Raw genomic sequence first — 17,710 nt, forward strand, 5'->3', positions numbered from 1 at the left:
CCCCGGCGGGGCAGAATGGCTTGATGGGTGACTTGTTGGGGCGTCAAGGCGTGCAAGCGAGGCCCGGGCGGCGGCGTCAAGCCGTCTGCGTCCCTGCCTCGTCATCTGTGCACGCTCCATCGCGGTTCGTCTCCGATGCCGCGGAAGCGGCATCCATTCGGTTGTCCCGGCGTCATTTCCGCGCCGGAATGCGGTGGGCCGGAACCGGCCCTATCGGTCTGTTTCCTGCGGGTACCGGGCATCAGGCGCCCGACGCCGCGCGAAAAAACAGCGAAACTCAAAATCCTGCAGAGCGGCCGCGGGGCGGCGCATCCCTCTGCAGGATGACATTAGCGGGTGGAAGCGGTCAAAGACAATGCCTTTTTCCACACCCTCCGCGGTCACAAATAGTCGGCGCGGCTGAGACCGTATTTGGCCATCTTCTCGTTCAGCGTCCGCCGCGGCAGGCACAATTCCTCCATGACCGCCGCGATCGAGCCCTTGTGACGCCGCATCGTATTGTCGATCAGCATGCGTTCGAAAGCCTCAACATATTCTTTCAGCGGTTTGCCTTCGGTGGTCATCACCGGCTGGCTGGCCTCGTTATCGGCCATCAGCAGGCTTGCGATGGTGCCCGAGCCGCGCCGGTTCTGCAGCACCGCGCGTTCGGCGATGTTGATCAGTTGACGCACATTGCCCGGCCAGGGCGCCTGCATCAGCTGGGCCGCTTCCTGTGCCGTGACCTCGGGCGCGTCGCAGCCATATTCCTCGGAGAACTGCTCGCTGAGCCGGTTGAACAGCGTCAGCATGTCCTCGCCCCGATTGCGCAGCGGCGGCAGCGTGATCCTCATCGCCGCCAGCCGGTAGAACAGATCGGGCCGCAGCACGTCCTCGACGGTCTTGTCCTGCTCCTGCAGGTTCGACACCGCGATGATCCGGGTCTCGGCGGGGCTGCCCTGCTCGTTGATGAAGGTCAGAAGACGCGCCTGCAACGCGGGCGAGAGCGCCTCGACATCCTCGAGGCAAAGCGTCCCGCCCCGGGCCTCCTCGACGGCGGGAAGCGTGGTCGAGCCATCCTCGATCGGGCCGAAGAGCCGCGCGGACAGCGCCTCGGGAGCGAAGGCGGCACAGGCGATCTGAACGAATTTGCGCCCGGCGCGCGGCCCCACGGCATGCAGCGCATGGGCGACAAGGGTCTTGCCGGTCCCGGTCTCGCCATCGATCAGGACATGGCCGTCGGCCTGGCCCAGATCGAGAATATCCTCACGCAGCCGCTCCATCACCGCCGAGGACCCGATCAGCTTCCTGACCAGCACCGAGCCGTCGCCCAGCTCGCGCCGCAGCGCCCGGTTGTCGAGCGCCAGCCGCCGGGTCTGGCTGGCGCGCTTGGCCAGCTCGGTCATGCGGTCGGGATTGAACGGCTTCTCCATGAAGTCGAACGCGCCGATCCGCATCGCCTCGACCGCCATCGGCACATCGCCATGGCCGGTGATCAGGATCACCGGAAGGCTCGAATCCTGGCTCATCAGCCGTTTCAGGAAGGTGATCCCGTCCATGCCCGGCATCTTGATGTCGGTCACGACGACGCCGGGATAATCGGGGCCGATATCCTTGAGGGCATCCTCGGCCCGGGCATAGGTGGCGGTGTCGAACCCGCTCAGGGCCAGCCACTGGCTGATCGACTGACGCATATCCTGTTCGTCATCGACGATGGCGATCTTCATGGCCTGGGGCATGTGCTGCTCACTCCGCGGCTTCTTTGTCCTGGTTCAATACGGGGAGCTGCACCTCGAAGACCGCCCCCTCCTCGCGCGCGTTGCGGGCGGTCAGCCGCCCGCCGAGATCGGCGACAATGCTCGACGAGATCGCGAGCCCCAGTCCGACACCATCACCGGACTGCTTGGTGGTGTAAAACGGTTCGAACAGCTTGTCGATGTCCTCTATCCCATGGCCGTTGTCGCGCACCGTCAGCGTCGCGGTCTCGCCGGCCGAGAGGATCAGGTCGATCCGGGGCTCGGGGCTTTCGCGGGTGGCGTCGAGCGCGTTGCGCAGGAGATTGATGATGACCTGTTCCAGCCGGATCCGGTCGGCCATCACCATCACCGGTTCGCGCGGGACCGAGCGGGTGATCGTGACCTTCCGCCGCTTGAGCTGCGGCTCCATCATCGACAGCGCCGAGGAGACGGAAAAACGCATGTCGAGCGGCTCGAAGGCGTCGCCGCCCTTCCTGGCATAGCTCTTGAGCTGCCGGGTGATCGCCCCCATACGCTCGATCAGATCGTCGATCCGCTGGAACGAGGACAATGCCTCCTCGGGGCGCTTGCGCTGCAGCAGCAGCCTGGCGCCCGCCAGATAGGTCTTCATCGCCGCGAGCGGCTGGTTCAGCTCATGGCTGATCGCCGCCGACATCTCGCCCAGGGCCGCCAGTTTCGAGCTTTGCTCCAGCGTCTGCTCGGCCACCTCGAGGTTCTTCTCGGCCCGCTCGCGCTCGGCAATCTCACGCTGGAGCCGGGCATTAAGCTCGCGCAGCTCGACCGTCTCGCGCTGATAGCCCAGCGATTTCATCTGCGCGCGGCGCGAGAGCAGGTAGAAGGACAGCGCCAGCAGCATGGCAAAGCCCATGATCTCGAGCGCGAGCACGGCATTCACCTTGTCGCGGATCGAGACATAGGGGGTGAACGAGATGATGCGCCATCCGCGGAACGGGATCCGCGCCTCGTTGCGCATCACCGCCTCGCCCATCACATAGGCATCGGGCGGCAGCGCACCCCAATCGGCGGTGGCCTGGATCGCACGCGCCACGGCCGAGGGCGCCGAGCGCGCCTCGAGCGCCTCGTCGACCAGCCGGCCACGCCAGCGCGGCTCGGTCGCGAGGATGATCTGGCCCTCGCTGTCGGTCACGATCACGGCATCGGAAATCCCGGCCCAGCTCTGCTCGAACTTGGCCAGATCGACCCCGACCACGATCACCCCCGCCTTGCGCCGGTCGACCATGATCGCGCGGGAATAGGTGAAGGTGAAATTGCCCGCCTCGGCGCGCGAGGTGATGAAGACGGTATCGTTCGAGCGCAACGCCTCGACGAAGAAGGGCGCGCTGCGCAGGTTGGTGCCGATCTTCGAGCGGTCGGTGGCCGCGACCACCCGCCCGCTATCGTCCAGAAGCTGCAGCGAGGCGGCGCCGATCTCGTCGACATAGGAAATCAGAAGCTGCGAGCTTTGCGAGAAATCGACATTCTCCAGCGCGCGAATCAGCGTCGGATCGCGCGACAGCAGCAGCGGCACCACCGAGGCACGCTGCAACTCGCTGACCACGTTGCCCGAATAAAGCGCCATCCGCACCTGGGCGCGGCTGCGGGTGCTTTCGGTGAACCGGTCGGTGAGCCAGGCATTGGTGGTCCAGACCGTCGCGACCGCGATCGCGATCAGGACGAAGAGCGCAAGACGCACGATCCAGGCCCCCCGCAGAGGGAATGCGGACCGATAAGGGCTGCGCCGGGCACTTGACATGGCCGCAACCTACGCGCGCGGGTCGGAACGCTCAAGCGGCGCGGGGTCACGCCGGCACGAGCGCCCCCAGCAGCGAGCGGAAAAGCGCCGCCCCGTCGGTCCCGCCATGGGCGGGTTCGGCGGCCCGTTCGGGATGCGGCATCAGGCCCAGAACCCGGCGGTTCTCGGACAGGATACCGGCGATGTCGGCAGTGGCGCCATTGACCGGCTCGGCATAGGTGAAGGCGATGCGGTCCTCGTCCCTCAGCCGCGCCACCAGATCGGCATCGGCGACATAGTTCCCGTCGTGATGCGCGACCGGTATCGTGATCTTCTGGCCCCGGGCATAGCCCGAGGTAAAGGCGCTGTCGGCGGTCCCGACCGTCAGCGGCACCGGACGGCAGACGAATTTCAGACCGGCATTGCGCATCAGCGCGCCGGGCAGCACGCCGGTTTCGGTCAGCACCTGAAAGCCGTTGCAGATCCCCAGCGCGTACCCGCCGCGCGCGGCATGCTCGATCACCGCGCGGGTGATCGGCGAGCGCGCCGCGATGGCGCCGCAGCGCAGATAGTCGCCGAAGGAGAAGCCGCCCGGAATGCCCACCACATCGACACCCTCGGGCAGGCTGCTTTCCTTGTGCCAGACCATGGTGACATCGGCACCCGCATTGCGGAAGGCCACGGCGAGGTCGCGGTCGCAGTTCGACCCGGGGAAGACGAGAACGGCGGCTTTCATGGGGCAGGTTCCTCTCTGGCGAGCCTCAGGCGAGAAAATTGGTGATGACCGCGACCCCGGGCGGCGCCGGCGCGTCGAAGGCGGCCAGCTCGGCGCTGGCCTCGGTCAGCTTGACATGGCGGCCGATCAGCGGCGTCAGGTCGACATGGCCGCCATCGATCAGCGACAGCAGCGAGGGATAGCGCCAGGTCGCCATGCCACGGGTGCCGAAAACGGCAAGCTGGCGCGAATAGACCGTATCCATCGGCAAAGCCATGGTGGTGTTCTTGCCGGTCGGCATGCCCACCTGCACCATCCGGCCGAGCTTGCGCAGCGAGGTCATCGCGCCGATGGTGGTTTCGGGAATGCCCAGCGCCTCGAGCGCGACATGGGCGCCGCCGCCGGTGATCTCGCGGATTTCCTCGGCCGCATTGCCCTCGCGCGCGTCGATGGTGGCATCGGCGCCAAGCGCGCGGGCAAAGTCGAGCTTGTCGGGCACGACATCGACTACCGCGACCCGCGCCCCGAGCGCGCGGCCGAGCAGCAGCGCCGAGACCCCGACCCCGCCGCCGCCGAAGACCGCAAGCCATTCCCCGGGCCGGAGCGCGGCGCGCCCGGTCAGGGCCTGCCAGGCCGAGGTCACCCGACAGCCGAGCGCGGCGGCAAGCGCGGGCTCCATGGTTCCGGGCAGCGATGTCAGGTTGGCATCGGCGAAGGGCACCGCGATCAGCTCGGCGAAGGCCCCGGCCAGGGTGAACCCCGGCAGAAGCTGATGGGCGCAGATGGTCTGATGGCCGGAGGCGCAGTCGGCGCAATGGCCGCAGGCCAGGATGAAGGGCGCGATCACCCGGTCCCCGACCTTCCAGCGCGTGACGGCGGGGCCGACTTCCTCGACCACGCCGCAATATTCATGACCCGGGATCAGCGGCAGCGACACATCCGGGTCGGCCCCGGTCCAGGAATGCCAGTCCGAGCGGCAGATGCCGCAGGCCAGCACCTTCAGCACCACCCCGTCCCGCGGGCAGTCGGGGTCGTCGACCTTGGACACTTCCAGCGGCTTGCGCCACCCGGTGAGGACCGCCGCCCGCATCGCTCAGGCGATCTCGATGTCGTAGCGCTCGATCACCGTATTCGCGAGCAGCTTCTCGCACATCTCGCGCACCTGCGCCTCGGCCTCGGCCCTGTCGGTCGCCTCGAGATCGAGGTCGATCACCTTGCCCTGCCGGACGCCGCCGACCCCCTCGAAACCGAGCGCTCCCAGCGCGTGGCGCACGGCCTCGCCCTGCGGGTCGAGCACGCCGTCTTTCAGCATGACATGAACGCGGGCCTTCATCGGGTCGTCCTTCCTTGGCTTTTACTGGTCCTGTCCGCCCCGCCCGACTCTGCCTCCGGACGCGGCGGTCTCTACTGCGCCGGCCGCAGCCCGCGCTCAGTCGCGCCGGGGACGTCCGCCCCGCACGCTTCGTCTGGGGTCGTGTTCGGTCGAACCCTGTGATGACACAAGCCGAACACGCTTACCCTTTCAATTGATCAGGGTCGGCTTGCTCGGATGCGTGACATTGGTCGGCAGCACGCCCAGACGCCTGGCTACCTCGGTATAGGCATCGGTCAGCGAGCCCAGATCGCGGCGGAACACGTCCTTGTCGAGATGCTGGCCGGTCTTGACGTCCCAGAGCCGGCAGCTGTCGGGACTGATCTCGTCGGCGACGACAAGGCGCATGAAGTCGCCTTCCCAGATCCGGCCGATCTCGATCTTGAAATCGACCAGCTTGATGCCGACCGCGACCATGATCCCCGACAGGAAGTCGTTGACCCGGAGCGCCAGCGCCACCATGTCGTCGAGGTCCTGCTGGCTGGCCCAGCCGAAGGCGATGATATGCTCTTCGGTGACCAGCGGATCGCCCAACCCGTCATCCTTGTAGTAGAACTCGATGATCGGGCGCGGCAGCTGAGTGCCCTCCTCGATCCCGAGCCGCTTGGACATCGAGCCTGCGGCGGTGTTGCGCACGACCACTTCCAGCGGGATGATCTCGACCTGACGGATCAGCTGCTCACGCATGTTGATGCGCTTGATGAAATGGGTCGGCACCCCGATCGCGTTCAGCCCCGTCATGAAGAACTCGGACAGGCGGTTGTTCAGCACGCCCTTGCCCTCGATCACGTCATGCTTCTCGGCATTGAATGCGGTGGCGTCATCCTTGAAATACTGCACCAGCGTCCCGGGCTCGGGGCCTTCGTAGAGAACCTTTGCCTTGCCCTCGTAGATCTTCTTCCGACGTGCCATGGAAACTCCGAATGCGCCAGGCGCGGGAGGCCTGTGCCTGCCCGCGCGGTTTGACGCGCTTGTAGTGCAAGGCGCGCGCTGCCGCAAGGCGGCTGCGCCCCGCCACCGCCTTATCTTCCGCACCATCTTTTGCATCCTTCACCGGAGTCCGCGCCAAGCGCGGCCTTGCCGTTCGTCGCGCCCCCTGCCAACCTGTCACTAGGCAGGCCGGGGAAGTTCACCTAAATGGCACGCAACACCGGAATTCCACGATGGGGGGTACTCCTATGACCACGTTCGACGACCGCGAACTCGCTTTCGAAAACAAGTTCGCCCATGATTCGGAGCTTCAGTTCAGGGCCGAGGCGCGGCGCAACAAGCTTCTCGGCCTCTGGGCCGCCGAGCTCATGGGTCTGAGCGAAGAGGCCTCTCTCGATTATGCCAAGCAGGTGGTGAAGGCCGATTTCGAGGAAGCCGGCGACGAGGACGTGTTCCGCAAGGTTTCGGCCGATCTGGGCGAGAGGACCGACGAGCTGACGCTGCGCGCCAAGATGGCCGAGCTGATGGCCCTCGCCAAGGAACAGATCATGAGCGAATCCTGATCCCAAATCCTGACCCCTGCGGTGCCCGCCCGGGCGGGCAGCGCAGGGGGTCGGACCTTCGGCCGGGCCCGGCGCGCGACGGCGCCACCGGCCCGGCCTCAGTGCGAGAGGACTGCCCAGATGACCGATGCCCTTTCCCGCCTGCTCGCCGAGCGCGACTGGCTGATGGCCGACGGCGCGACCGGGACCACCCTGTTCAACATGGGGCTCGGCTCCGGCGAGGCCCCCGAATTCTGGAATGCCGAGCACCCCGACAGGATCCGTGCGCTGTATCGCGGCGCGGTCGAGGCCGGGTCCGACATCTTTCTGACCAACAGCTTCGGCGGCAATGCCGCGCGGCTGCGCCTGCATCACGCCCAGGACCGGGTCGGCGAGCTGAACCGGCTGGCGGCGGAGCTCGGCCGCGAGATCGCCGATGCCGCCGGTCGCCCGGTTGTGGTGGCGGGCTCGGTCGGACCGACCGGCGACATCATGGAGCCGATGGGGCCGCTGTCCTATGCCCGCGCGGTCGAGATCTTCCACGAACAGGCCGAAGCCCTGAAGGCGGGCGGCGCCGACATCCTCTGGGTCGAGACGATCAGCGCGACCGAGGAATTCCGCGCCGCGGCCGAGGCCGCGCGTCTGGCCGGCATGCCCTGGTGCGGCACCATGAGCTTCGACACCGCCGGACGCACGATGATGGGCGTGACCTCGGCCGGGCTGGCCGATCTGGTCGAGAAGCTGCCCTGCCCGCCGCAGGCCTTCGGCGCCAATTGCGGGGTCGGCGCCTCGGACCTGTTGCGCACCGTTCTGGGCTTTGCCGCCTCGGGCAGCGAGCGGCCGATCATCGCCAAGGGCAATGCCGGCATTCCGCGCTATGTCGACGGCCATATCCATTACGATGGCACGCCCGAGCTGATGGCCGATTATGCGGTGCTCGCCCGCGATTGCGGCGCCACCATCATCGGCGGCTGCTGCGGCACCACGCCCGAGCACCTGAAGGCCATGCGCGCAGCCCTCGAGACCCGGTCCACAGGCCCCCGCCCCAGCCTCGACGAAATCACCGAGCGGCTTGGCGGCTTCTCTTCGGCCTCGGATGGCACCGGCGAGGGCGAGAGCCCGGTTCGCGCGACACGCCGGCGCCGCCGGAGCTAGAGCGCCCTCCCCCGCCAGGCCCCCGTCGCCGTCTCAAGGCGCTGGGGGCGTGCGCCCCGGGGCTCAGAACAGCGAAAGCTGGTCGCCCGCCCGGGGCGGCACGCGGAAAAGCTCGGCCGAGAGGTCGGGCTGCGCCACGGCCAGCCCAAGCCGGGCCGTGGCCAGCCGGAACCGCTGCGCGATCATGTCGGCATAGGGTCCCTCGCCGCGCATCCGGCGGTTCCAGCCCGAGCGATAGGCCGCGCCGCCATGCATCTCGCAGAGCCGGGCCATCACCCGCCCCGCGCGGTCGGGATAATGCTCGGCCAGCCAGTCGCGAAAGAGAGGCTCCACCTCAAGCGGCAGGCGCAGCATGATCCAGCTTGCCGCCTGGGCCCCGGCCTCGCGCGCCCGGGCCAGGATCGCCTCGAGCTCGGGATCGGTCAGCCCCGGGATCACCGGCGCCACCATCACCCGCACCGGGACCCCCGCCGCCGCCAGCCGCTCGATGGTCTGCAGCCGCCGCGCGGGCGCGGGCGCGCGCGGCTCCATCCGGCGCGAGAGGTCGCGGTCGAGCGTCGTCATCGAAATGCCGACCCGCACCAGCTCGAGCTCGGCCAGTTCCGCCAGCAGGTCGAGATCGCGCTCGATCAGCGCGCCCTTGGTCACCACCGCCACCGGATGACGGAAATCGCGCAGCACCTCCAGCAGCCCGCGCATCACCCGATGGGTCCGCTCGATCGGCTGATAGGGGTCGGTATTGGTGCCGATCGCCAGGGTCGCGGGCCGGTAGCCCCGGCGCGACAGCTCCTCGGCCAGCAGCCGCGGCGCCTCGGGCCGGGCGATCAGCCGCGATTCGAAATCGAGCCCCGGCGACAGGCCCAGCCAGGCGTGGCTCGGCCGCGCAAAGCAGTAGATGCAGCCATGCTCGCAGCCGCGATAGGGGTTCACCGAGCGGTCGAAGGGCAGATCGGGCGAGCTGTTGCGGGTGATGGCGGCGCGCGGCCGCTCGATCCGGGTTTCGGTCCGGAGCGGCGGCGCCTCGCCCGGGTCCCAGCCGTCCTCCTCGGGCGCGACGGTCAGCCGGTCGTAGCGGTTGGCGGGATTGCCGCCGGCCGCGCGCCCCGGCGTCGGGGCCGCAGAGGCGACAGCGGCACTCGGAGAGGCGGGAGGACGGATCATGTCGCACAAATGGAACATTTAGCGAACATTTGCAAGGCAGCCTATCTGCCGAAGGAATGCTGCCGCGCGGTCACGGCCGCGACGCAATTTCGCGGCGAGGTCGTTTCGGACGGGCCGCTGGTCGCAATTCGGTAAGCTTTCCCGGTGCAGAATTCCGATCAAGGAAGCAGAGGCTCCGGCAAAGCGCCGTGCCCCAATGGGAGCGTGAAATGGCCGACGAAGACGACGACATCGTTCTGGCAGAGCTGCCGGACGAAGAGCTGGTTCCGCAAATGCAGGACGATCTTTACGACGGGCTCAGGGAGGAGGTCGTCGAAGGGGTCGAGATCCTGTTGTCGCGCGGCTGGGCACCTTACCGGGTGCTGACCGAGGCGCTGGTCTCGGGCATGACCGTCGTCGGTCGCGACTTCCGCGACGGGATCCTCTTCGTGCCCGAGGTGCTGCTGGCGGCCAATGCCATGAAGGGCGGCATGGGCATCCTCAAGCCGCTGCTGGCCGAAACCGGCGCGCCGCGCATGGGCAAGATGGTGATCGGCACCGTCAAGGGCGACATCCACGACATCGGCAAGAACCTCGTCGCGATGATGATGGAGGGCGCCGGGTTCGAGGTCGTCGATATCGGCATCAACACCGATGTGGACGGCTATCTCGCCGCGCTGGAAACCGAACAGCCGGACATCCTGGGCATGTCGGCGCTGCTGACCACCACCATGCCCTACATGAAGACGGTGATCGACACGCTGGCCGCCAAGGGCATCCGCGAGGATTACATCGTGCTGGTGGGCGGGGCGCCCCTGAACGAGGAATTCGGCCGCGCCATCGGTGCCGACGCCTATTGTCGCGACGCCGCCGTCGCGGTCGAGACGGCCAAGACCTTCGTCGCGCGCAAGCACAACCGCGCCGTGGCGAGCTGACCCCGACAGCGCGCAAACGGCAAGACCAGCCGCTGCCCGACTGCCTGGCCGCTGCGGCCGGGCCCGTCCGGCCCTGTCCGATATGGAAAAGCTGTCGCGGCCCGGAACGACCGGCATCGGAGGCAGGAAAGCCCCTGGCTGCCCTGTCCGGCGCCCCGGCGGGACCGCCACGGGGCACGCTCGGGCCGCTATCTGGCGGGCGACTATCCGGCTGGCGAAGCGCGATGCTCCCCCCCGCCCCGGAGGGACCCGCCTCAGCGCCGGCCAAGCACAAATTGGCGACCGCTCCTTGCGGTTGCTCCCCGGTACGCACCGACGCATCATCTACCGGGCGATACGCGCGGCAAGGAGCGTTCCGCAACGCCGCCCTGTCCAAGGTACATCCCGGCCGTCGGGCGGCGCCATTTCTTACATGGTTGCAAGGCATCGACGAACGGAGCGGCGACACCGTCTGGATGCCAAGCTGTCATCCCCCCCGTCCGCTCGGCCGCGGCGCCTCTCGCGGGCAGAGGTTGCCCCGCTCTGGCAAGGACGGCGGAGGACAGGCCGGATCTCCGACTTGCCAAGCGTTCGAAGGATACCCCATCGGCGGCGGCGGCGTGGCGGCGCCCTCCCCCTCATCATGCCGCTTTCCCGAGCCGTTCCAGATCCTTGACGCATGGCCTCCACGCGCCCCTTGCCCGATGCCCGCCCCCGGCCCACATGTCCGATGAAAAGGAGTTCTCCATGCCCGGACGCGTCCTCGCCCTTCTTCTTGTCATCGTGCTGATCGCAGCCGGCCTGACCGTCTGGCTCGCCAGCCTGCTGCCAGCCAGCGGCGTTGCCATACTCGTGCCGCTGGCGCTGCTGGCCGCGCTGGGGCTGCGCCTGCTCCGGAAACGGCTGTGACGGCACCCGACGACCGCGGCCTGACCGAGACCGGGCTGGCGCCGGAAGGATCGGGCCGGATCCTGGTGATCGCCTGCGGCGCGCTGGCGCATGAGATCCTTGCGCTCAAGCGGCTGAACGGCTGGGACCATCTCGACCTGACCTGCCTGCCCGCGATCTGGCACAATCACCCCGAACGGATCGCGCCGGGGCTGCGGGCGCTGGTCGAGCGTCACCGCGCCGCCTATCCCACGATCCTCGTGGCCTATGCCGATTGCGGCACCGGCGGCCAGCTTGAACGAACCTGTGCCGAGCTCGGGGTCGAGATGATGGAAGGCCCGCATTGCTATGCCTTCTTCGAGGGCGCCGCGGCCATTGCCGCCCGCACCGAAGCCGGGGCCGACGCCGAGATCGACGCCTTCTACCTGACCGATTTCCTGACCCGGCAATTCGACGCCTTCGTCTGGCGCCCGCTCGGGCTCGACCGCCATCCCGAGCTTGTCACCGCCTATTTCGGCAATTACCGGCGCCTCGTCTATCTGGCCCAGACCGAGGATGCCGCGCTGGACCGGCAGGCCGAGGCCTGCGCCACCCGCCTGGGTCTTGCCTATGAGCGGCGCCCGACAGGCTATGGCGATCTGGCCGGCTTCCTGTCGGGACGCGGCTGAGCGCGGCTATTTCGGCGGGATCGAATAGGTCAGGCTGGCCCGGGCAACGACGCCCTCCATCCCCTCGGAGCGGATCATCGCATCGCCCACCGCCAGCACCCGGCCCAGCTTCAAAAGCCGCGCCTCGCAGATCAGGTCGCGCCCGGCGGCAGGCTTGCGCATGAAATCGATCGAACAGTTGGTCGTGACCGCCAGCGCCTGCGGCCCGATCATCGCCAGCACCGCCAGATAGATGCCGACATCGGCCAGCGCGAACATCGACGGGCCCGACACGGTGCCGCCCGGCCGCAGATGCCGCTCGGTCACCGCGAGCCGCACCCGCACCTGCATCGGCGCGACCTCTTCGACCACGAATTCTGTGCCGATCTGCGGAAAGCTGCTGCGCAGGAAGCCGTTCAGCGCCGGGACATCCATCATCGGCTTCATGGATTGCATGGACTTTTCCCCTCTCCCGTTCCGCCCTAGTCTTCGCCACCAGAGGGAGGAAACACAAGATGACCGAAATCCTGTTACGCAACGACACCCGGGGCGTGGCCATCCTGACAATGAACGCGCCCGAGCGGCTGAACGCGCTCTCCGACGCGATGCTGGCCGCGCTGCAGGCCCAGATCGACGCGCTGGCCGGGGATCGCGATACCCGCGCGGTGATCCTGAAGGGCAGCGGCAAGGCCTTCTGCGCCGGGCATGACCTGAAGGAGATGCAGGCCGGTCGGCAGGCGCTCGATGGCGGCCGGGCCTATTTCGCCGATCTCTTCGAGCGCTGCGCACGGGTGATGACGGGGCTGATGCGCCTGCCCCAGCCGGTGATCGCGGCCCCTCATGGCATCGCCACCGCGGCGGGCTGCCAGCTGGTGGCCTCCTGCGATCTGGCAATCGCGGCCGAGGGCACGCGGTTCGGGGTGAACGGGGTGAATATCGGACTGTTCTGCTCGACGCCCATGGTCGCACTCAGCCGGAACATCCCGCGCAAGCAAGCCTTCGAGATGCTGACCACGGGCCAGTTCATCGACGCCACAAGGGCCGAGGCCCTGGGGCTCATCAACCGAGCGGTGCCCGCCGAGATGCTGGAGGATGCCGCCTGGCGGCTGGCCGAGACGCTGGCGGGCAAGCTTTCGCCCGCGATCAGGGTCGGCAAGGGGTTGTTCTACGACCAGCTCGACTGCGGAATAGACGAAGCCTATGCCCGCGCGGGCACGGCGATGGTCGAGAACATGATGCTGGAGGAGACACAGGAAGGCATCGGGGCCTTCCTCGAGAAGCGCCCCCCCGCATGGCAGGTCTGAATGGCAGGTCTGAAGCGAGAGACAAAAGGCGGCGTTACGAAAAGGCGGCGTTACGAAAAGACTGGGCTACGAAAAGACGGGGGCGGCAGAAGACCTGACGACGGTCGGGGCCGGACGGCATCCGCCCGGCCCCGATCCGGAACCTGTCATTCGGCCGGAACGGCACGGCCGACGCGGGCAGCGTCACGTTTCTCGCGTTTCTCGCGACGCTCGCGCGAGGCCTTGAGCTGTTCCTCGGTCTGGCGCAGGTTGATATAGGCGAAGGCAAGCACGAAGCCGAGGGTGCCAAGACCCAGAACGGCGTTGATCGCATCGATATCCATTGGTCGCGTCCTCTCTGTGCAGGTTGCAATGTACAAGGAGATACGCGCGCGCTTCGGAACCGGATCACCGACAGAACGGAAAAAACTTCATTTTCAACGGCATGCCTGAGAAATCGAGACGCAAACCATTGAAAGAAGACAGGAAAAAGGCGTCATTTCGTCGCAATCAAACACCTGTGAACGTCGCATCCGAAGCGATCCGCGCCGAAATCCGGGGCCTGCTCAGCGGATCAGCAGGATCACCAGAAGCAGGAAGCTCAGAACGCCCGGAATGCCGGCATGGGCGAAAAGCAGGCTGGTCAGGAAAAGCCCTGCCAGCACCGCCGCCACGATCAGGGCCTGTTCGCTGAGGGGCCGCGCCGCAAGCCGCGCCGCGATCTCTTCGGGCGGGCGGCGCCACCAGAGACGGGCGACAATGGCGAAGGCCACCCGGCGCGCGGGGGTCCAGATCCTCTGCCAAAGCGGGTCATGCCAGCTCATGGCCGCCTTTCTGGCAGCGCTGCCGCCACCGGACCAGCCTCGGTTCCAGGCTCCGGACCGGGCCCGACGCCCGGCTCAAAGCCCGTAAATCGCGCCGAACTTGGCATCGAGATAGTCGAGAAGCGGCGCCTCGGACGGGGCAAAGCCGCAGGCCCGTCGGATCGTCTCGGCCGGTTCGTAAAGCCCGCCGTGACGCTGGACCTCGGCCTTCAGCCAGGCGGTCGCGGGCTCGGCATGGCCGCGCGCCAGATCGGCGTCAAGCGAGGGCACCGCCGCGCGCAGTGCCTGATAGAGACAACCGGCATAGACATTGCCCAGCGTATAGGTCGGGAAATAGCCGAACAGCCCGACCGACCAGTGCACATCCTGCAAGAGCCCCTGGCTCGGCCGCTCGACCGCGACCCCGAAATCGGCTTCGAAGCGGGTATTCCAGGCCTCTTCCAGATCCTCGACCTCGAGCCGCCCGGCGATCAGCTCGCGCTCCAGATCGAAGCGCAGCATGATGTGCAGATTGTAATGCACCTCGTCGGATTCGGTCCGGATATGACCCGAATGGACGCGGTTCACCGCCGCATAGAACGCCTCGGCATCGGCCGCCCCGGCAGAGCCGAACACCTCGGTCATCCGTCCGTGAAGCCAGCCGCAGAAGGCGCGGCTGCGCCCGAGCTGGTTCTCGAAGATCCGGCTCTGGCTTTCATGCACCCCCATCGAGACGCCCGCGCCCAGCGGCGTCAGCCCATAGGCCGGATCGATCCCCTGTTCATAGACCCCATGCCCGGTCTCGTGCAGCGTCGAGTAAAGCGCGCCCAGCGGCTCGGCCTCGTCGACCCGGGTGGTGATCCGGACATCGGTGCCAGAGCCCGAGGTGAAGGGATGGACCGAGAAATCGAGCCGCCCATGCCGCCAGTCATAGCCGAAATGCGTGGCAACCTCGCGCGAGAGCGCCATCTGCCCGGCCTCGGGGAAATGGCCCGCAAGCGGCGCGGGCGTCCGCCCCGAGCCCATGATCCGTTCGCGCAGGCCGACCAGACGCGGGCGCATCCGGTCGAACATCGCCGCCAGCCCGGCCGCGGTCGCGCCGGGCTCGTAATCGTCGAGAAGCGCGTCGTAAAGATCGCCCCCCATCGCCAGCGCCGCCGCCTCCTCGCGCTTGAGCCGCACCACCTCGCGCAGGGTGGGCAGGAAATGCGTCGCATCATCGGCGGCGCGGGCCTCGGCCCAGATCCCCTGGGCGCGGCTCGTGACCCGGGCGATCTCGGCCGACAGCGTCTCGGGCAGGCGCGTCGCACGGGCATGGCTGCGACGGATATGGCGCATCTGCGCCCGGCCGGTCTCGTCGAGCAGATCGTCGTCGATCGCCCCCAGCCAGTCGCCCAGACGCGGATCGCTGCGGCGGCGGTGCAGGACCGTCTCGAGCGCGCCCATTTCCTCGGCGCGCTGCTGCGCGGCGCCGCGCGGCATCACCGTCTCCTGGTCCCAGCCCAGCCGCATCGCGACCTGACCGAGCGCCTCGGTCTCGCGCTGGAAGCTCATCAGCTCGTCAAAGGCGGTCATCGCACATCACCCCCGGATGGATTGCTGAACCGGATATTGCGCCATGAACCGGGCGCGCAGCACCAGAATCCACAGAAGAACCGCGCCCACCAGATGGGTCAGTGCCATATGCCACTGGCCTGCGTAAAGCACGGACCCGACACCCAGCACCGCCTGGCCGAAGATCATCACCCCAAGCCAGTCGAAGGCGCGGCGGGTGCGGGCATGGGGGCTTTTGCGCCCCCGCAGCCAGGCCGCGAGCCCCAGCAGCACGACCAGATAGCCAAGCCCGCGATGGAGAAACTGCACGAGGCCGGGATTGTCCCAGATATTGCGCCAGACCGGTTCCAGCGCCAGCGGCTCGGGCGGCAGGATCGCGCCCGCCATCAGCGGCCAGTCGGGAAAGCTGCGACCCTGATCGAGCGCGCCCAGCATCGCCCCGAAGAGGATCTGCAGGAAGGCCAGATGCATGACCCCGGTCGCCATGCCGAAGGCGCGCCCGTCTCGGGCGCGGCGGGCCTGCATCAGCTGCGCCTCGGTGCGGCGCAGCTGCATCGCCCCCCAGGCGGCGAGCCCCATCCCGGCGAAACCGAAGCCCGTCATCGCCGCCAGCCGCAGCGAGGCGGCGTCGAAGGGCGCGGGCAAGAGCCCCGTCGGCCCCATCGCCCAATCGGCCGCGCCGATCCCGAGGATGGTGCCGCCAAGCGGCAGAAGCCGGACCGCCCAGCCCTTGGGCAGCTTGCCGAAGGCGAGAAACCCGAGACTGCCCAGCGCCCAGACCAGCGCCGCAAGCGTGCCCGCCTGCCGGATGCCCCAGTCCCACCAGTAAAGCGTCCGGAAGCCCGCGAGATCGGCCGTGCCTCCGGCCGCGGTGAAGCGCTCGAAGGCGGCAGACCAGCCCGAAGCGTCGAGCGGAGGCAACTTGCCGTAAAGCGGACCGAAGCCCGGCAGGCTCGCCGGATGGCCGGTCAGCCGCGCCACGCCGCCCGCGATCAGCATCGCGGCGATCAGCACGAAGACCGAGATCAGCCACCAGGCGACGGCCCCGCGCGCGCCGCGCCGGGCGGCGCGGTCGATGGCACCGGGCTGGACCACCGGCCGTTCGGGCGGCGCCTCGGTGCCGACCTCCTCGAAAATGCTGCGGGTCTTCGGCTTGCTGCGGGTCTTGCTCATCGGCCCCTCTCCGTCTTGCGCGGCGAGACTAGGCGGGCGGGCGCGGCACCGCAAGTCACTCGCCGCGGCCCCGCGCCCGTGTCAATTGCCGCAGCATTCCATGCAGGATCTGCACATCGGGCCGGGTCAGCGGCATCCGGCTCCACATGTTGCGCAGCGCGATCTTCATCCCCGGCGCCTTGGTCTCGGGAAAGAAGAACCCGGCCTCGGACAGCCGCTCCTCGTAATGCTCGGCCAGTTTCTCGACATCCTGCAGGCTGGCCGGATCGGCCCCCGCCAGTTCCAGACGTTCGGGCAGGATCCCGGCGGTCTGGCGCCGCCATTCATAGGCGCTGAGCAGGACGCATTGGCCCAGATTGAGCGAGGCGAAATCCGGATTCACCGGCACGTTCACGATGGCATTGGCGCGCGCGATGTCGTCGTTTTCAAGCCCGGCGCGCTCCGGCCCGAACAGCACCGCCACCCGGCGCCCGGCGGCCAGCAGGGCGCGGGTCTCGGTCATCGCCTGTTCGGGCGTGACGACGGGCTTGGTCAGGCCGCGCGGCCGTGCCGTGGTGGCAAAGACATAGTCGCAATCGGCAATCGCCTCGGCCGTTGTGGAATGGATCCCGGCATGGTCGAGAAGCCGCCCGGCACCGCTGGCCAGCGCCACCGCGCGCGGATTGGGCCAGCCGTCGCGCGGCGCGACCAGACGCATCCGGTCGAGCCCGAAATTCCACATCGCACGCGCCGCCGCCCCAATGTTTTCGCCCATCTGAGGGCGGACGAGGACAAAGACGGGCTGGTTGGCGGTCATGGGGCTTGCTTCCTTGAAAAACGGCGGGGTGATACGCGTTGCCCGCCGAAAGGGCAAGCCGGACGGGCCCATGGCCTCGACCGGGAGCCAACCGACAAGCCTCCGGCCGAACCCGAGGGGGCCGGCCCTTTCAGCGAAGCACGGATGGTCGGCGGCGACATCATGAGCCGCAGCTTTGGCAGGGCGCGGGCGCCGCGTCGATCCCGTTCGCGCGGGCGCTGCCCGGCGCGCGGTCCTGCGGGGCGGCGGATGCCAGGCTTTGTCCCGGTCGATACCGATCCGGGGAGCGGCGCCCCGCGACCAGGGACGGACGCAAGATACTCTCGCAGGCGC

19 protein-coding genes are annotated in these 17,710 nt (G+C 68.1%); 6 read left to right on the plus strand and 13 right to left on the minus strand.

What is annotated here, in order from left to right; genetic code table 11:
* Positions 1-380 precede the first annotated feature (380 nt).
* The 6 genes from ACK8CO_RS02500 to purC form a co-directional block, all read right to left on the minus strand.
* Positions 381-1,715 (minus strand): sigma-54-dependent transcriptional regulator, encoded by a 1,335-nt coding sequence (locus ACK8CO_RS02500; RefSeq protein ID WP_080615951.1) that lies wholly within the window; start codon positions 1,713-1,715, stop codon positions 381-383.
* Positions 1,716-1,722: 7 nt separating this feature from the next.
* On the minus strand, positions 1,723-3,486 hold the full coding sequence (locus ACK8CO_RS02505; RefSeq protein WP_080615950.1) for a sensor histidine kinase: 1,764 nt from the start codon (positions 3,484-3,486) through the stop codon (positions 1,723-1,725).
* A 46-nt stretch (positions 3,487-3,532) separates the two neighbouring features.
* Positions 3,533-4,201 (minus strand): phosphoribosylformylglycinamidine synthase subunit PurQ, encoded by a 669-nt coding sequence (purQ, locus tag ACK8CO_RS02510; RefSeq protein ID WP_414898058.1) that lies wholly within the window; start codon positions 4,199-4,201, stop codon positions 3,533-3,535.
* Positions 4,202-4,226: 25 nt separating this feature from the next.
* The gene (locus ACK8CO_RS02515) at positions 4,227-5,270 is read right to left on the minus strand and encodes a zinc-dependent alcohol dehydrogenase family protein (RefSeq protein ID WP_080615948.1); all 1,044 of its coding nucleotides are present in this window, start codon (positions 5,268-5,270) and stop codon (positions 4,227-4,229) included.
* 3 nt (positions 5,271-5,273) lie between these two features.
* Complete coding sequence (gene purS / locus ACK8CO_RS02520; protein WP_080615947.1) at positions 5,274-5,513, minus strand: phosphoribosylformylglycinamidine synthase subunit PurS; 240 nt, start codon at positions 5,511-5,513, stop codon at positions 5,274-5,276.
* A 189-nt stretch (positions 5,514-5,702) separates the two neighbouring features.
* Complete coding sequence (gene purC / locus ACK8CO_RS02525; RefSeq protein WP_080615946.1) at positions 5,703-6,464, minus strand: phosphoribosylaminoimidazolesuccinocarboxamide synthase; 762 nt, start codon at positions 6,462-6,464, stop codon at positions 5,703-5,705.
* 266 nt (positions 6,465-6,730) lie between these two features.
* On the opposite strand from purC, the gene ACK8CO_RS02530 reads away from it, so the two are divergent.
* Together ACK8CO_RS02530 and bmt are read left to right on the plus strand one after the other, a co-directional pair.
* Positions 6,731-7,045 carry a DUF1476 domain-containing protein gene (locus ACK8CO_RS02530; protein WP_080615945.1) on the plus strand — a complete coding sequence of 105 codons (315 nt, stop codon included), beginning with the start codon at positions 6,731-6,733 and terminating at the stop codon, positions 7,043-7,045.
* A gap of 120 nt (positions 7,046-7,165) precedes the next feature.
* Positions 7,166-8,179 carry a betaine--homocysteine S-methyltransferase gene (gene bmt, locus ACK8CO_RS02535; RefSeq protein ID WP_414898059.1) on the plus strand — a complete coding sequence of 338 codons (1,014 nt, stop codon included), beginning with the start codon at positions 7,166-7,168 and terminating at the stop codon, positions 8,177-8,179.
* 63 nt (positions 8,180-8,242) lie between these two features.
* On the opposite strand, the gene ACK8CO_RS02540 is transcribed toward bmt, so the two are convergent.
* Positions 8,243-9,340, minus strand: a complete 1,098-nt coding sequence (locus ACK8CO_RS02540; protein WP_414898060.1) for a PA0069 family radical SAM protein — start codon at positions 9,338-9,340, stop codon at positions 8,243-8,245.
* A gap of 209 nt (positions 9,341-9,549) precedes the next feature.
* Between ACK8CO_RS02540 and ACK8CO_RS02545 the strand changes: the two genes are divergently transcribed.
* From ACK8CO_RS02545 to ACK8CO_RS02555, 3 genes are all read left to right on the plus strand, one after another.
* Positions 9,550-10,254 (plus strand): corrinoid protein, encoded by a 705-nt coding sequence (locus ACK8CO_RS02545; protein ID WP_414898061.1) that lies wholly within the window; start codon positions 9,550-9,552, stop codon positions 10,252-10,254.
* Between the two features lie 726 nt (positions 10,255-10,980).
* A complete protein-coding gene (locus tag ACK8CO_RS02550) occupies positions 10,981-11,142 on the plus strand; it encodes a hypothetical protein (RefSeq protein WP_414898062.1) in 162 nt (53 codons plus the stop codon).
* Positions 11,139-11,789 (plus strand): DUF1638 domain-containing protein, encoded by a 651-nt coding sequence (locus ACK8CO_RS02555; RefSeq protein WP_414898063.1) that lies wholly within the window; start codon positions 11,139-11,141, stop codon positions 11,787-11,789. Before ACK8CO_RS02550 ends, ACK8CO_RS02555 begins: the two co-directional genes overlap by 4 nt.
* A 6-nt stretch (positions 11,790-11,795) precedes the next feature.
* Here ACK8CO_RS02555 and ACK8CO_RS02560 read toward each other — a convergent pair whose 3' ends face one another.
* On the minus strand, positions 11,796-12,215 hold the full coding sequence (locus ACK8CO_RS02560; protein ID WP_080615940.1) for a PaaI family thioesterase: 420 nt from the start codon (positions 12,213-12,215) through the stop codon (positions 11,796-11,798).
* Positions 12,216-12,283: 68 nt separating this feature from the next.
* Here ACK8CO_RS02560 and ACK8CO_RS02565 point away from each other — a divergent pair, with 68 nt between their 5' ends.
* Positions 12,284-13,072, plus strand: coding sequence for an enoyl-CoA hydratase (locus ACK8CO_RS02565; RefSeq protein ID WP_414898064.1), 789 nt, complete (start codon positions 12,284-12,286; stop codon positions 13,070-13,072).
* Positions 13,073-13,218: 146 nt separating this feature from the next.
* On the opposite strand, the gene ACK8CO_RS02570 is transcribed toward ACK8CO_RS02565, so the two are convergent.
* The 5 genes from ACK8CO_RS02570 to ACK8CO_RS02590 all read right to left on the minus strand — a co-directional run bounded on the left by ACK8CO_RS02570 (position 13,219) and on the right by ACK8CO_RS02590 (position 17,377).
* Positions 13,219-13,395 (minus strand): hypothetical protein, encoded by a 177-nt coding sequence (locus ACK8CO_RS02570; RefSeq protein ID WP_196774368.1) that lies wholly within the window; start codon positions 13,393-13,395, stop codon positions 13,219-13,221.
* Between the two features lie 222 nt (positions 13,396-13,617).
* Positions 13,618-13,875 (minus strand): hypothetical protein, encoded by a 258-nt coding sequence (locus ACK8CO_RS02575; protein ID WP_414898065.1) that lies wholly within the window; start codon positions 13,873-13,875, stop codon positions 13,618-13,620.
* Positions 13,876-13,950: 75 nt separating this feature from the next.
* Positions 13,951-15,429 (minus strand): carboxypeptidase M32, encoded by a 1,479-nt coding sequence (locus tag ACK8CO_RS02580; protein ID WP_414898066.1) that lies wholly within the window; start codon positions 15,427-15,429, stop codon positions 13,951-13,953.
* 6 nt (positions 15,430-15,435) lie between these two features.
* On the minus strand, positions 15,436-16,581 hold the full coding sequence (locus ACK8CO_RS02585; RefSeq protein WP_414898067.1) for a COX15/CtaA family protein: 1,146 nt from the start codon (positions 16,579-16,581) through the stop codon (positions 15,436-15,438).
* Between the two features lie 55 nt (positions 16,582-16,636).
* Positions 16,637-17,377, minus strand: coding sequence for an RNA methyltransferase (locus ACK8CO_RS02590; protein ID WP_080615935.1), 741 nt, complete (start codon positions 17,375-17,377; stop codon positions 16,637-16,639).
* Between the last annotated feature and the right edge of the window lie 333 nt (positions 17,378-17,710).

This window comes from Rhodovulum sp. HP10 (genome assembly GCF_047553435.1).
Lineage (GTDB): Bacteria > Pseudomonadota > Alphaproteobacteria > Rhodobacterales > Rhodobacteraceae > Rhodovulum.

Coding starts and splice junctions, on each gene's coding strand:
- ACK8CO_RS02500 (WP_080615951.1), bottom strand. CDS start 1,715: ATGCCCCAGGCCATGAAGATCGCCATCGTCGATGACGAACAGGATATG.
- ACK8CO_RS02505 (WP_080615950.1), bottom strand. CDS start 3,486: ATGTCAAGTGCCCGGCGCAGCCCTTATCGGTCCGCATTCCCTCTGCGG.
- ACK8CO_RS02560 (WP_080615940.1), bottom strand. CDS start 12,215: ATGAAGCCGATGATGGATGTCCCGGCGCTGAACGGCTTCCTGCGCAGC.
- ACK8CO_RS02580 (WP_414898066.1), bottom strand. CDS start 15,429: ATGACCGCCTTTGACGAGCTGATGAGCTTCCAGCGCGAGACCGAGGCG.
- ACK8CO_RS02540 (WP_414898060.1), bottom strand. CDS start 9,340: ATGATCCGTCCTCCCGCCTCTCCGAGTGCCGCTGTCGCCTCTGCGGCC.
- ACK8CO_RS02545 (WP_414898061.1), top strand. CDS start 9,550: ATGGCCGACGAAGACGACGACATCGTTCTGGCAGAGCTGCCGGACGAA.
- ACK8CO_RS02590 (WP_080615935.1), bottom strand. CDS start 17,377: ATGACCGCCAACCAGCCCGTCTTTGTCCTCGTCCGCCCTCAGATGGGC.
- ACK8CO_RS02565 (WP_414898064.1), top strand. CDS start 12,284: ATGACCGAAATCCTGTTACGCAACGACACCCGGGGCGTGGCCATCCTG.
- ACK8CO_RS02585 (WP_414898067.1), bottom strand. CDS start 16,581: ATGAGCAAGACCCGCAGCAAGCCGAAGACCCGCAGCATTTTCGAGGAG.
- ACK8CO_RS02570 (WP_196774368.1), bottom strand. CDS start 13,395: ATGGATATCGATGCGATCAACGCCGTTCTGGGTCTTGGCACCCTCGGC.
- purQ (WP_414898058.1), bottom strand. CDS start 4,201: ATGAAAGCCGCCGTTCTCGTCTTCCCCGGGTCGAACTGCGACCGCGAC.
- ACK8CO_RS02530 (WP_080615945.1), top strand. CDS start 6,731: ATGACCACGTTCGACGACCGCGAACTCGCTTTCGAAAACAAGTTCGCC.
- purC (WP_080615946.1), bottom strand. CDS start 6,464: ATGGCACGTCGGAAGAAGATCTACGAGGGCAAGGCAAAGGTTCTCTAC.
- ACK8CO_RS02575 (WP_414898065.1), bottom strand. CDS start 13,875: ATGAGCTGGCATGACCCGCTTTGGCAGAGGATCTGGACCCCCGCGCGC.
- bmt (WP_414898059.1), top strand. CDS start 7,166: ATGACCGATGCCCTTTCCCGCCTGCTCGCCGAGCGCGACTGGCTGATG.
- purS (WP_080615947.1), bottom strand. CDS start 5,513: ATGAAGGCCCGCGTTCATGTCATGCTGAAAGACGGCGTGCTCGACCCG.
- ACK8CO_RS02515 (WP_080615948.1), bottom strand. CDS start 5,270: ATGCGGGCGGCGGTCCTCACCGGGTGGCGCAAGCCGCTGGAAGTGTCC.
- ACK8CO_RS02550 (WP_414898062.1), top strand. CDS start 10,981: ATGCCCGGACGCGTCCTCGCCCTTCTTCTTGTCATCGTGCTGATCGCA.